This window comes from Emticicia sp. 17c (genome assembly GCF_037153985.1).
GTDB lineage: Bacteria > Bacteroidota > Bacteroidia > Cytophagales > Spirosomataceae > Emticicia.
The window spans coordinates 1-12656 of sequence record NZ_JBBAYI010000026.1 but is presented as its reverse complement, the minus strand read 5'-3'; the positions used below and the strand labels follow the sequence as shown (position 1 = coordinate 12656).

The following is a 12656-nucleotide window of genomic DNA, read 5'->3' as shown; positions in this document are numbered from 1 at the left end:
GAGGCTGAGTGTTTTTTTTCATCTTGAGTGCCTGTAAAGCACCCAAAAGTTTCGTGGAGTAAAGATGTGAAAAAAATGCAAGAATCTCAAATGATTACGGGGGATATTCATGAGGATGGTCAAGGTTTTAGTATTTCTTGATTTTATGTGGGATAATAATAGCGCATCTCTTAAAATGGACGACCACCCCTGAAGATTGGGTAGAAAAAAACTCAAACACCAGACCAATGCTGATTTTTTATTAATATCTTTACATCAGTATTCAATGGCGGGAGGCATACTGGCTCAGTATCACCTGACTGGAATTACCTGTCAGGTGATGTGCATACCCTTATTATGCGAATGCTTAATATATAGGAATAGATTTAAAAATGTTGATAATTTGTGAATAACTTTTGTCGGATGCATAAATGCGCCTATTCTGTTTACAGAGCAGCATGGCTTAATGTATTGATAATAAGTTATTTGAATTAATTGAAGGGTACAAAACCTTATACGTGAGTAGATTGGATTGAGACTTAATTGTTAGTTTCCAAGAACTTTTACTATTTATGTACAAAACCTTATACGTGAGTAGATTGGATTGAGACCATCATCGGCATAAGTCGGTAATGGTTTTTTAGGGTACAAAACCTTATACGTGAGTAGATTGGATTGAGACACTTGGATCTTCTGGTGCCACAGGCGGAAGCACTGGTACAAAACCTTATACGTGAGTAGATTGGATTGAGACATCTGAATCAGAATTTGTTTTTCCAAACAATTTTGTACAAAACCTTATACGTGAGTAGATTGGATTGAGACATTGCATTAGGCAGATATTCTCCTGTTACTATTAGTACAAAACCTTATACGTGAGTAGATTGGATTGAGACATTATTGCGAGTTAGAAGATTAAGAAGATTATTATTGTTCATTTGCGACATTGTTTATATTTGTATAAAAGCAAATCGACATGAATAAAAAATTTATTCGAAAGTACATCTAATACTCACCATAGCCAATACGTAAGCCACCTTATCGAACACGGTGTTAAATTTGGGCGGCGACAATTTCGAGCGAATAATTGTCTTATAATCTTTAAATTAATAAATATGGATACTACTAGACAAATAACTAACCCGACAATCAATCTTCAAGGAATAGCACCTTTGTTACAAGTTTTTGACATGCCAACCTCGTTATATTTTTACAGGGACATTCTTGGCTTTGATGTTGTTCAATCGTCCGGACAAGGTGATGACGTCGACTGGGTGTTGCTTAAATTAAATGACATAGAATTGATGCTTAATACAGCTTACGAAAAGCCTAACCGTCCCTCTGCGCCTGACTTGAAACGCAAAGCTGCTCATAGTGACACCATAATATATTTTGGTTGTCCTGACACCGATGCTACTTATTCGTATCTTATTAGCAAAGGTCTTGAAATAAAAAAACCAGAAGTTACAGGTTATGGCTGGAAAGCATTAAACCTAATTGATCCAGATGGTTATCATCTTTGCTTTCACTATCCACTAAATGAGACAACAGAAAATTAACGATAGTCTAATAGCTTACTGTATAAAACCTTATACGTGAGTAGATTGGATTGAGACAAAATAATTGAGGGGGAAGCCCACCCACTATGATCCACCCCTTCCTCCAAATCCCTCTAGTGCTAATGTAACCAAGATTGCACACCAGGTGCCAGCAACAAAACAAAGAATGCGACAAGTCTGTGTTTACGTAATTTGTGTTTTTTTTGTTAATGAATGATTTCCAATTTGATGATTTTTTAACCAATTTTCATATACTTTATTGAAATCGTCACATGAGATAGAATATTTCAATCAATTTATTATCGTAGTTTAGCTCTGCCATAGGGTTGAAATTTGAGATTTATGGAATCGAATACCACAAATATCTCATTTTTTCACCCTTTTGACTTTTTATCCTAATCCCGAACTCACGTTAAGTTAATACCTCTTAATCCGCCACGAATATGATAGGCATAATCAATGATTTGTAAGTTGATAATGTTGGTTCCATCAAGAGCATTAATGTGTTATTGTTTTTAATTGTTGGCTGACTTGTATTCTTTGCGGATTCTTGGTTATCATCAAGAGAATTGCTGCATTCTCTACAAATGGCTGTAATAACATAGGAGGTATATGTAAAATTTCAGTCTCTATCTGCTCGTAAAGCATGATAAAAAAACTAAAATTATCCCCCGAAGCGTCTTTTTTCGATGTCCAGCTTTAAACGGAGTGCTACCAGTTCTTCTGACAGACAAATAATATTCTTTTCAGAATGGCCAAGTATCATGCCTAGCAATTTTGAAAATTTCGATAAATAATCGCTTGCGTTTACCATAACCAAGTATGGATTCTTTTGTCGAAAATGCACAATGGCAGAGCATTATTACTCCAAAAGAATATTTCTTTTATTTATGCAACTTGTTATTTTTTGTTGTGTCTTTTCATAAAGATATAAAGTATGAAAATAAGTTGCATAATTTTCATTTCCTGTTTAATACTAATAACCGGAGCTTCGTTTGGACAAATTAAAACTGCAGGAGGGCAGGAAATCAGCTTCGCCCAAATGGATTTGTTCATCCATCAACAAATGGATTCCTTAAAACTACCGGGTACGTCAGTTGCGATTATCAATAAAGGCAAAATCATTTATGAAAGGCAGTTTGGGTATGCAAATGTTGATTCGCTCAAAAAAATTGACCAGTACACCATATTCGAAGCGGCTTCTTTATCTAAAGCTGTTTTTGGATATTTTGTTTTGAAGCTACGCCAAGATGGGAAACTCAAATTAGATTTAAACCAGCCTGTTTACCAATATTTTTCATATCCGGATATTGCCTATGATGAAAGAAATAAATTGGTTACAGCCAATATGCTCTTGAGTCATACTTCAGGTTTGCCCAACTGGCGAGAACATAATAAACTTGAATTTAAATTAACTCCCGGAGTACAATATTCCTATTCCGGAGAAGGATTTGAATATCTTGCTAAAGCCGTAGAATACTTAACCCATACCACTCCGAATACCTTAGACAGCCTTTTCCAAAAGGAGGTAAGTATTCCGTTGGGACTGCAACATTTTGGTTATATCGGCAACACATATTTAGCACAGCATAAAGCCTACGGTTATTACTCTAACTCCAACAACAGCAAAGGCCAACTCCGCCCAGTGCCGAATTATTTCGGTGCAGCACACACCCTGCATACGAATGCACATGATTATGCGATGTTTCTAACCGCCATTATGAAAGGAAAAGGATTGACAAAAAATAATGTTGATTCCTTACTACAACCCAGAGTCCAAACACGATTTCCCGATAATAGCTTACAAAATGTTTTTTATGCTTATGGTTTCGCTGTGGAAAAAACGCCTTTCGGCACACGCTATATGCATACCGGGAATAACGGAAACTTTACAGGGGGTTTTATGTTCTTCCGAGATAAACAATTGGGCTACGTTGTTTTAACCAATGGCGATCATGGTATCGAACTGGACGCCAAACTCGCTCAATTATTAACATTCGGATTTTCGAACCAATAAATAAACCAACAAATAAATGAAAACAGGGTCTAAACAAGTTTGGAGAATTGCAATTGCTGCAATTTTATCAATTTTCGTAACTTACTATACAACTAATGCCCAAAGCAGCTCAGAAATTAGTGTAGCAGCACTTAATAAAACACTTGCCATCAAGGACAGTCTCGTTTATAATGATATTCTCAACACCTGCAACTTCGATGAACTGTCTTCTATTTTGGCACCAAATTTCCAATTTCTGCAAAATAACGGCGGCCCGAAATATACTGGTATAGTAGATCGAGACAGATTTATTAATGATTTTAAAAGTTATTGCATTAAAAATAATAATCCTGCTTCATTTAAAAAAGTAAGAAGGGTTGTAGCGGGTACTTTGCAAGCATATTATACCGGCGACAGTACTGCTATACAAATGGGTGTACAAAATTATTATCTAACAAAAGTCGGACAACCGGATCAATTGATAGATGTTTCCCGCTTTACCAATACATGGGTTTTAAAAAATGGAGAATGGAAAATGACCAAACAGTTCATATCGCTGGAGAATTTTCAAGCCCCACATACTGATAGCCTTTATATTACCATTGAACGCATGGACGCTAAGCTATTCAATGCTATTAACAACAAGGATCTGACCACTCTAAAAAATTTGTATGATGAATCGTTGGAGTTCTATCACGACAAAAGTGGTCTGATGAATTATAAGACGAGCATCGAAATTAATGCGAAACACTTTAACGACACTACGGCAAAATATGTAGAACGGAGAGAACTCGACAAAAATAGTCTGGAGGTTTTTCCAATTCCTGGCTTTGGGGCTATGGAAATTGGGAAGCACCGATTTTTTACTAGCTTTAACGGCGGACCTGAAGAAGTGACGGCATCACCACGGTTTGTCTTAATTTGGCAGCAAAAGGGAGATCAATGGAAAGTAGTGAAAGTAGTTAGCTATGGGCATTAGTATTCTGCAAAAGGAAAACGGAAAACTGGAAATGCCAACACAACCCGAACGTTTTAGAATGAGAAAACTCATTACAAATGAAATTATAAAGATTTTCAATAAGATACCACTTACAAAGAATCTATCAAGGAAAAAACTTATTGGTGATTTGCTGATAGGGATATTAGAAAGTCGAAAGATTTATTTTAAAGAGATAGCTTTACATTTTGAAAGCGAAGCAGTTTTACAGTCGATAGAACGTAGGATACAACTATTTTTTAAGGATTATGATTTTGACTATCAGCAAGTATGCCTATTATTATTGTTTTTTTACCTAAAGGTAAACTATAATTATCTATTTTCTGCTCAAGATAAGCGTTACTTTGAGCAATGTTTGGTTGATGGAGTTTGGTGTAATACTATACTAAAGAAATTAGATAATAAATACTTTTTGTTTCTGATAGGTAATCTGCCAGCCAAACAGTTGGGAGGTCTTTATCAAGATAGATGATATATTGAGATATGAGATTTCTAAAATCACCAATAAAAGCCCAGACATCCGATGAAAATTAGTATACAAGAATTAGAAAAAATGATAGCTAATGACCCCACTGATTCAGTGTGGAGAAAAGCATTAAAAGAAGGTTATGAGTCTGATGAATATTACTTTGAATTTGGTCTATTCCCAAAATATCTTAAAGATTATGATTCTTTTGAAATAATATTAAATCATAGTTTTCCGGTTTGGCTTAAAAGAACTATTGAAGAAAATAGTTCTAGTTCGGTTATAACTGTTGACACTCTAAATAATCAAGGGAAAAGTAAATACCTAGTTGACGCAGATACTCTTGCTATTTTTTTTTACGAGGCAACAATGATTTTCCATGAATATCGGAAATCTGATGGAGGTGCTTTTTTCAGTATTCCCAATAAATGGTTTTCAGATACGCAATTAGTTCAATTCATTACCGAAAAGATTCACCCTGAAGGTATGTGGGCAAGAGCAGATTGGTACTGGCCATAAAAAGTAAAAGCAGTAAATATATTAAAGCAGTTATATTTTATTTCTTTAAACTTATTCAGCACTTCAATAGAGTGCCAAATAAGCCTTTATTGTTGCACATTTAAAGTAATTGAAACCGTAGCAATATCTTTAAGAAGCGAACTCTTCTCCCCTACTTCATATTCTAATCGATTTACCTCAAAAGTACTTTTAAATTGAGCCGTTGAAAGGTTTTGAGTAAAAGTAAAAGGAATTTTAACGTTTTTAGTAGTTTTCTTTATTGTTAAATTGAAATATCCTATATACTCTTGCTCTTTCGTTCCTTTTTCAATTTTGGTTAAAATCATCCAAATTTTAGGATACTTTTGAGTATCAAAGTAATTGCTACCTCTGAGTGTTTTATCCCGTATTTCTAAACCAGTATCAATAGTTTTAGTATCAATACTTGCTTTCACGCTTGCTGTTGAGAGGTTTTTAGGGTCAAAAACTATAAATCCTGTAAAGCCCTTAAACGAACCGTCGGCTGTTGCACCTAACGCATGCTTTATTTTGAATGTCACAATTGCCGAAGAGGTCTTCCAGATTTGCGCCTGAGCAGACAAAGAAACAAATAGCCAAAACAATAATGAGGCTTTTTTAAAAGTATTAGCGTGCATTTTTATGAATTATTTAAAAGGTGCGTAAGTGATAGCTACAAATGGCAACAATGCCTTATGGCGAAAGCGATCATTTTCAAAAGTTAAAGTTTTAGTAGTTGTATACTCCAGAAACTGAAAACTAGCTCCTGCACGAACAGCCAGACGATTACTTGCCCAATACCTGAAATATAGCTCGGAATTCAGGCTACCTATATCACTATCACTGATTAATAATAAATTAAATGGGGTTGGTTTGGCTGTTTGTAGTGTATTATTTAATGATTTTGATTCGCTGGCAATAAATTTACCTCTTTGACTTTTACCAAATGAAAATCCGACAAAATCAATATTGAACCCAACATCTAGTTTTTTAATACTGTATTGCAGTACAATTGTGCCATTTAAACTACCAAGTCTCGATTTTGCTAATTGCAAGGTATCAAGATTACTGGCTATGTTTTCAGTAAACAGGGCTACAATACTTTGCGTGCCTGAAGTGAGTTTTGCAGGTGCTGTAATATAGTTTTTTTGGCCACCAAAAAAACTATTTAACCTGATACCCCACCCAATTTTGAAGCGGCCAGCTTTACCGATACCGTACAGATTTTGATACGAAACAGATGGCGAAAGAGCCGAACCAAAATCAACAGCTAAATCCAGATTTTGCTGGGTTTTAGGATATGAATACTGTGCAGACAATGTGTGGCTCAACAATAGTAACAAAATGATTTTTTTCATTGTATTTTTTATTTTAATAAAAGTTTATTTCATCTGGGCAAAGCCAAATAATACCGAATATTTTCTACACCATATTAGTACATGGTTTTGTTTTTGCAGGTTAGCGTCTGAAGGAACTTGAAGTGCAACAGACCCATTTTGCACTTTATCAGTAATCTGAATGAAGTTGGTTAAGGACTTGTCTTCGGCAAGATAAATGCGTAGGTCTGGGCCTGCGTCGGTCTTGAGGTTCTCCAGAACTAGTGTACGTTTCTTATCTTTATCTTCATAGATTTTTACACTTCCTGAAGTACTATGTACAGCATTTTCAAAGTTGCCTTGCAGTAGCAGATTTTGTCCGTCGGGGTTAAATGTCTCCGATAAAACAATGCCGTTGGTATTATCAGATTTATTTAAAGTATTATTAATATCTTCTTTTTGGCAAGCTGATAAAACCCATGCAAAGCATAAACTCGTAAGGTATAGTTTCATGATGTTTAAATTTACAATACAAATATCATGAGAGCTTGAAATTTGTATTGTCGGCTAGACGACCTAAATCAGAAATTCATAAAAAAGGCTTAATTGTTAATAATAGTATAATTTACCTCTTATAAACCATACCTTTAGCAACCGAATAGCCAGAAGGTTTAAGCACAGACTATAACTAATTCCCATTCAATTCAATAGTTTTACGGCAGATATGCAGCTCTGATTTTAAATTTTGGTATATCTGAAAGGATTATTAACTTTATTAAGCCTATTCAATGGTAATGTTATAGAATGGATTATGCCAAAACAATTTTCCTGATATTTGCAAAATGCACCAACAACTGTTGAAACTTGTATCTGAAAGTGTAACGCTTCCCGACAACGACAAAGCTTTATGCGAACTGTATTTTGAACCCGTACTTTTCCCTAAAAACAGAGTTATTGAGCATGAAGGGCAAATGCCTAAATATTTGTATTTCATAGTGTCTGGCTATGTACGGCTGTTTCATTACAACGAAAATGGAGATGAGGTAACCACTCATATCAATTGCCCGCCCGGATTCATTACTTCTTATTTCAATTTTATCAATCAGACCAAATCAAACGAAAATCTGGAATGCATTACCGAATGTGAGTTGCTCAGAATTACAAAAACTAATTTGGATAAGCTGACACAGCAAAGTATTATTTTTAAAGATTTTAGCATATCAGTTTTTCAGCAATCGCTTGCTTATAACGACAACCGTTCGAAAGAACTAGCCACGCTTACAGCAGAAGAACGCTACCGGAAACTGATGAAAGACTATCCGCAAATTTTGCAAAACGTTCCATTGCAATACATCGCTTCTTTTCTTGGTATGAACCCTAAAAGTTTGAGCAGGATACGAAAGGAAATTATTAAGTAACATTTGTGAAGTGTATTTGAAAAACCAATATTGAATTTTGTGCCATCATTTCAAATACAAAAAACTATGGCACAGAAAAATTTAGCATTGGTTACAGGGGCAAACGGGCACTTGGGTAACAATTTAGTAAGATTACTGATTGAAAAAGGCATTCCTGTAAGAGCTTCTGTTCGGAAAATCAAACACAAACAACCCTTTGAAGGGCTAAATTGTGAGGTGGTGCAAGCCGACATTACAGATAAACAATCATTAATTAACGCATTGCAGGATGTAGAAGTTTTTTATGCCGTTGGTGCTGCGTTCAAACTTTGGGCAAAAGACCCGAAAAAAGAAATCTATGATGTAAATCTTTCGGGAACAAATAACATGATTGAAGCAGCAGCCGAAGCAGGGGTAAAACGAATTGTATATGTGAGTTCAATTGCAGCGTTAAACTATTCAAAACTTCCTACAAAAGAGAGTTACGGCTACAATCCAGACCGCAGAGATATGTATTACAATTCAAAAAATGACGGAGAAAAACTGGCATTTGAGTTGGCAAAAAAACATAACATTGAATTAGTTGCAGTATTGCCGTCAGGAATGATAGGCAGTGAAGCATTTGCACCATTAAATGTCTCATACAATATAATTAACTTGATTTTGAAAAAGCAAATTCCTGTTGAAACCAATATTACCCTGAATTGGATTGACGTAAAAGATGTTGCAGAAGGCTGTTATTTAGCCGCTACAAAAGGCCGAAACAGTGAACGCTATATTTTGGCTAATGAAAAATGTATGTCAATAAACGAAACTACAAAAATTGCACAGCAGCTTTTCCCTGAACTAGAAATAAAATTGCCTGCATTAGTTCCCAAACCAATACTTTTTGCCGTTGCGTGGCTGATGGAAATCGGAAGTAAAATAAGCGGAAAAGCACCATTGCTTACAACCAAAGACATTGCCATGTTTTCGGGGCTTCAACAAGACTTTGATATTTCAAAATCTCGAACAGAATTAGGTTTTAATCCTAAAAATCCGGTACAAGCAGTAACAGAAGCAATGTATTATTTGTATGAAAAGAGACTACACTTGGATGAATAACTTTCTTTGTAAATCAAAACTTTATATACTTCAAACAAAATACAGCGTTGACTTCATTTTTTGATCTACATCAAAGTTTAAAAATTAGAAGCGTTGCATTTTTGCACCATCATAAATTTTTAACAAGTCAACAAATGAAAAAGAAACATTTTAAGTACATTAACACCTTATTTGTGGTTATTCCGATGACCCTGATAATGGCTTTCGTAGGACTAATGCGTAACTACGGCTTCGGTGAAGACTGGTTCTTTAAATTCCTGAAAGCGTGGAGTGTTATGCTGCCAGTAGCGTATGTAGCCGCATTTCTCATTATTCCGAATGCCCGAAAACTTGCTGAGAAGTTAACTATAAGGGAGTAAATCAGTAACCTAAAAATTTTGAATGCACGAACAACTTACAAATTACATCAACAACCAAATCAAAGTCAGTGAAAACGAATTAAATACGATTCTTTCTTACTTCAAGCCCTTGAAGTTAAAGAAAAATGAAATTTTGGTTACGCACGGACAAACCAGCCAACGGATATTTTTCGTTGGCAAAGGTTGTTTGCGGATATTTTTCATTAACGAAGAAGGACAAGAAGCTACCAGATATTTTGCCTTCGAAAACCAGTTCGCAACGGCATTGGTTAGCTTCATAACAGAAGAACCCTCAGAGGAGTTTATACAGGCGGCCGAACATTCTGAACTACTTTATATTACACACAGACATTTTTATCATCTGCTCGGCATTATTCCGCAATGGGAGAAGTTCTATCGCCATTACCTCGAAAAAGCCTATGTAAATAATACTAAACGCTTGATGTCTTTTCTCACACAAGATGCCACCGAAAAGTACCGTCGATTATTAGACGAAAACCCAATCATTGTAAGGCGATTACCCAATAAAATGGTGGCTTCTTATCTCAATATATCTCAGGAAACACTAAGCCGCTTGAAATCGAAAATCTGATTTCATTTTGCTATCTAACAAAGCTAATAGAACTAACTTTATATAAGTTTGATACAATAAAATTGGCCGCATATTAGATGTATTTTTAGCAAATGCAAAGGCCCTGATAGCTTCAAAAAACATGTAGTTAAGATAACAAGAAGAGTTCCTTATAGAATAATCACAGAAAGAATACATATTTAAGCACAACCTTTTTCTTTTTCAAATCCCCCCTTGTAAAAAGGGAGAATTTGAAAAAAGAAAATGTATTGGTTAATTCCTAGTTTTAATTATTACAGCCCTGAATCTCTGCCTTAAATACGGCACTTGTCTCAAAGCCGGGCATCAGTATAATACTCTTGCCTGCTTCATAAGTAACATTCGCTGGCGAGGTAATCTTATTAGCTGCATTGATGCTTGCTACCGCCTTTTTGGTGTTAACACCAGTAATATTATTTATTGGATTATCCAGATTATAGGTATGCGGGTAAACAGTTATCTGACTAATGGCCGGATTACTCACCACTATCTGATTTGATGAGGCCACACGAATCAGGTATTTTGTTCCTTCTGGTGTATTTTGCGGAATCTGGCAGGTTACTTGGCCAATTACATTGGTGGTTCCGATAAGTACAGGATTAGCAAAGTTTCCTGAAGAATCAGAGAGTTCAATTTTGAATTGATTCCCAAAATTGAAAGCTCCCGATATATTAAAGTTTACGTCTACCGAGCTACCTGCGCAAATAACATTTTTAGACAATGTAGGGGCATTTATAGTAGCCAGATTACCAACTACCGTGAACCTGATAATCTTTGGTCCGTATGTAATTCCTCCACCTTTGTTATCTTGTGCATATCCAGTTACGGTGAGTGTATAATTCCCGGGTTTAAAGTTTCTACCCCAGATGTCAGAACCCAGATTATCAAAAAGGGCATTGGGTGCAACATTCTGAATAATATTCCAATTCAGTTCTGGCCCCTGAATATTCATTTCGAAACTTTCGATAGTTACAGATGAACATAAAGATGGCGTGACCAGAATCGAAACTTGTTCATTTATCTGATTAATAACGGCACCATCTTCCAATGAAAATAATGGTGCATACGGATTACCTGCTTTTACATACATATAATCAACAATGCGGCTGGCATCGCAAGGGTCAATTCCATTAACGGTTACATTCGTTGTAGCACTAGTACTACATTGATTTATATTAACAATAGTAAGAGTATAAGTACCTCCATTAACCGAAAGAGCATTAGGAATAGAAGGATTACTTGACGCACTAGTGAAATTATTTGGTCCTGACCAACTATATGTTCCATTACCAGTACCTATTAAATTAATAGTTTGCCCGACCGTATATGGGCCAGTGTTAGTAGCCGTAACAACAGGGGCCTCTTTGATTTCTAAATTACTCGTCGAACTCGCATCGGATTCACATCCGTTTGACACACATTTGGCGGAAATGGCATACGTCCCCACACTCGAAAGTGTCAGGCTTGTGCCAGTAGAACTGTTCGACCACAAGACTGTGCCCGTGGCACAACTAGCCGTCAAGGTTAAGGTACTAGGCGAACATATTACCAAATTCACAGGCGGGGTAACTGTCGGTGCCGTTGGCTTGGCTTTGATTTCCAGATTTGTTGTGGAGCTGGCATTTGATTCACAACCGTTTGACACACATTTGGCGGAAATGGCATAAGTTCCCACACTTGAAAGCGTCAGGCTTGTTCCAGTAGAACTGTTCGACCACAAGACTGTGCCCGTGGCACAACTGGCTGTTAGGGTCAATGTGGTTGGAGAACATACTACCAGATTCACAGGTGGGGTAACTGTCGGGGCCGTTGGCTTGGCTTTGATTTCCAGATTTGTTGTGGAGCTGGCATTTGATTCACAACCGTTTGACACACATTTGGCGGAAATGGCATAAGTTCCCACACTTGAAAGCGTCAGGCTTGTTCCAGTAGAACTGTTCGACCACAAGACTGTGCCCGTGGCACAACTGGCCGTCAAGGTTAAGGTACTAGGCGAACACACTACCAGATTCACAGGTGGGGTAACTGTTGGTGCCGTTGGTTTGGCCTTGATTTCTAAATTACTCGTCGAACTCGCATCGGATTCACATCCATTTGACACACATTTGGCAGAAATGGCATAAGTTCCCACACTTGAAAGTGTCAGACTTGTTCCAGTAGAACTGTTCGACCACAAGACTGTACCCGTAGCACAACTGGCCGTCAAGGTTAAGGTACTAGGAGAACAAACTACCAGATTCACAGGTGGGGTAACTGTCGGTGCCGTTGGTTTAGTCTTGATTTCTAAATTACTTGTCGAACTCGCATCGGATTCACAACCGTTTGACACACATTTGGCAGATATCGCATAAGTCCCC

General features: G+C 36.6%; 14 protein-coding genes and 1 CRISPR repeat array. Of the genes, 9 read left to right on the top strand and 5 right to left on the bottom strand.

From position 1 onward, the window contains the following. Positions 1-481: 481 nt before the first annotated feature. A CRISPR array of direct repeats spans positions 482-875; the repeat unit is 37 nt; unit sequence GTACAAAACCTTATACGTGAGTAGATTGGATTGAGAC. Positions 876-1094: 219 nt separating this feature from the next. Next, complete coding sequence (locus WAA15_RS23910; protein WP_337045380.1) at positions 1095-1538, top strand: VOC family protein; 444 nt, start codon at positions 1095-1097, stop codon at positions 1536-1538. A gap of 664 nt (positions 1539-2202) precedes the next feature. On the opposite strand, the gene WAA15_RS23905 is transcribed toward WAA15_RS23910, so the two are convergent. Next, positions 2203-2352: a hypothetical protein gene (locus tag WAA15_RS23905; protein ID WP_337045379.1), complete on the bottom strand. Its 150-nt coding sequence runs from the start codon at positions 2350-2352 to the stop codon at positions 2203-2205. A gap of 123 nt (positions 2353-2475) precedes the next feature. Between WAA15_RS23905 and WAA15_RS23900 the strand changes: the two genes are divergently transcribed. The 4 genes from WAA15_RS23900 to WAA15_RS23885 are packed head-to-tail and all read left to right on the top strand — an operon-like array spanning position 2476 to position 5516. Beyond that, a complete protein-coding gene (locus WAA15_RS23900) occupies positions 2476-3555 on the top strand; it encodes a serine hydrolase domain-containing protein (protein ID WP_337045378.1) in 1080 nt (359 codons plus the stop codon). 16 nt (positions 3556-3571) lie between these two features. Continuing rightward, positions 3572-4513: a nuclear transport factor 2 family protein gene (locus WAA15_RS23895; RefSeq protein WP_337045377.1), complete on the top strand. Its 942-nt coding sequence runs from the start codon at positions 3572-3574 to the stop codon at positions 4511-4513. Continuing rightward, positions 4503-5003 carry a hypothetical protein gene (locus WAA15_RS23890; RefSeq protein ID WP_337045376.1) on the top strand — a complete coding sequence of 167 codons (501 nt, stop codon included), beginning with the start codon at positions 4503-4505 and terminating at the stop codon, positions 5001-5003. The genes WAA15_RS23895 and WAA15_RS23890 overlap by 11 nt, the downstream gene beginning before the upstream one ends. Before the next feature lie 51 nt (positions 5004-5054). Beyond that, entirely contained in the window at positions 5055-5516 is a 462-nt protein-coding gene (locus WAA15_RS23885; RefSeq protein WP_337045375.1) for a hypothetical protein, read from the top strand. Positions 5517-5602: 86 nt separating this feature from the next. Here the strand turns inward: WAA15_RS23885 and WAA15_RS23880 are convergent, their stop codons facing one another. Genes WAA15_RS23880 through WAA15_RS23870 form a run of 3 tightly spaced genes read right to left on the bottom strand, consistent with a single transcriptional unit; the run spans position 5603 to position 7342 of the window. Continuing rightward, positions 5603-6151 carry a YceI family protein gene (locus WAA15_RS23880; protein ID WP_337045374.1) on the bottom strand — a complete coding sequence of 183 codons (549 nt, stop codon included), beginning with the start codon at positions 6149-6151 and terminating at the stop codon, positions 5603-5605. Between the two features lie 9 nt (positions 6152-6160). After that, positions 6161-6871, bottom strand: a complete 711-nt coding sequence (locus WAA15_RS23875) for a hypothetical protein (protein WP_337045373.1) — start codon at positions 6869-6871, stop codon at positions 6161-6163. Positions 6872-6895: 24 nt separating this feature from the next. Next, the gene (locus WAA15_RS23870) at positions 6896-7342 is read right to left on the bottom strand and encodes a DM13 domain-containing protein (RefSeq protein ID WP_337045372.1); all 447 of its coding nucleotides are present in this window, start codon (positions 7340-7342) and stop codon (positions 6896-6898) included. 329 nt (positions 7343-7671) lie between these two features. On the opposite strand from WAA15_RS23870, the gene WAA15_RS23865 reads away from it, so the two are divergent. From WAA15_RS23865 to WAA15_RS23850, 4 genes are all read left to right on the top strand, one after another. Beyond that, complete coding sequence (locus tag WAA15_RS23865) at positions 7672-8247, top strand: Crp/Fnr family transcriptional regulator (RefSeq protein WP_337045371.1); 576 nt, start codon at positions 7672-7674, stop codon at positions 8245-8247. 66 nt (positions 8248-8313) lie between these two features. After that, positions 8314-9330 (top strand): NAD-dependent epimerase/dehydratase family protein, encoded by a 1017-nt coding sequence (locus WAA15_RS23860; RefSeq protein ID WP_337045370.1) that lies wholly within the window; start codon positions 8314-8316, stop codon positions 9328-9330. A gap of 134 nt (positions 9331-9464) precedes the next feature. After that, positions 9465-9689, top strand: a complete 225-nt coding sequence (locus WAA15_RS23855; RefSeq protein ID WP_337045369.1) for a DUF2798 domain-containing protein — start codon at positions 9465-9467, stop codon at positions 9687-9689. 22 nt (positions 9690-9711) lie between these two features. Further along, a complete protein-coding gene (locus WAA15_RS23850) occupies positions 9712-10281 on the top strand; it encodes a Crp/Fnr family transcriptional regulator (protein WP_337045368.1) in 570 nt (189 codons plus the stop codon). A 265-nt stretch (positions 10282-10546) separates the two neighbouring features. Here WAA15_RS23850 and WAA15_RS23845 read toward each other — a convergent pair. Further along, a partial coding sequence (locus WAA15_RS23845) for an immunoglobulin domain-containing protein (RefSeq protein ID WP_337045367.1) occupies positions 10547-12656 on the bottom strand: 2110 nt, incomplete at its 5' end.

Excerpts from the sequence above, each read along its gene's own strand:
- WAA15_RS23910 (WP_337045380.1), top strand. The coding sequence starts at position 1,095 with ATGGATACTACTAGACAAATAACTAACCCGACAATCAATCTTCAAGGA.
- WAA15_RS23905 (WP_337045379.1), bottom strand. The coding sequence starts at position 2,352 with ATGGTAAACGCAAGCGATTATTTATCGAAATTTTCAAAATTGCTAGGC.
- WAA15_RS23900 (WP_337045378.1), top strand. The coding sequence starts at position 2,476 with ATGAAAATAAGTTGCATAATTTTCATTTCCTGTTTAATACTAATAACC.
- WAA15_RS23895 (WP_337045377.1), top strand. The coding sequence starts at position 3,572 with ATGAAAACAGGGTCTAAACAAGTTTGGAGAATTGCAATTGCTGCAATT.
- WAA15_RS23890 (WP_337045376.1), top strand. The coding sequence starts at position 4,503 with ATGGGCATTAGTATTCTGCAAAAGGAAAACGGAAAACTGGAAATGCCA.
- WAA15_RS23885 (WP_337045375.1), top strand. The coding sequence starts at position 5,055 with ATGAAAATTAGTATACAAGAATTAGAAAAAATGATAGCTAATGACCCC.
- WAA15_RS23880 (WP_337045374.1), bottom strand. The coding sequence starts at position 6,151 with ATGCACGCTAATACTTTTAAAAAAGCCTCATTATTGTTTTGGCTATTT.
- WAA15_RS23875 (WP_337045373.1), bottom strand. The coding sequence starts at position 6,871 with ATGAAAAAAATCATTTTGTTACTATTGTTGAGCCACACATTGTCTGCA.
- WAA15_RS23870 (WP_337045372.1), bottom strand. The coding sequence starts at position 7,342 with ATGAAACTATACCTTACGAGTTTATGCTTTGCATGGGTTTTATCAGCT.
- WAA15_RS23865 (WP_337045371.1), top strand. The coding sequence starts at position 7,672 with ATGCACCAACAACTGTTGAAACTTGTATCTGAAAGTGTAACGCTTCCC.
- WAA15_RS23860 (WP_337045370.1), top strand. The coding sequence starts at position 8,314 with ATGGCACAGAAAAATTTAGCATTGGTTACAGGGGCAAACGGGCACTTG.
- WAA15_RS23855 (WP_337045369.1), top strand. The coding sequence starts at position 9,465 with ATGAAAAAGAAACATTTTAAGTACATTAACACCTTATTTGTGGTTATT.
- WAA15_RS23850 (WP_337045368.1), top strand. The coding sequence starts at position 9,712 with ATGCACGAACAACTTACAAATTACATCAACAACCAAATCAAAGTCAGT.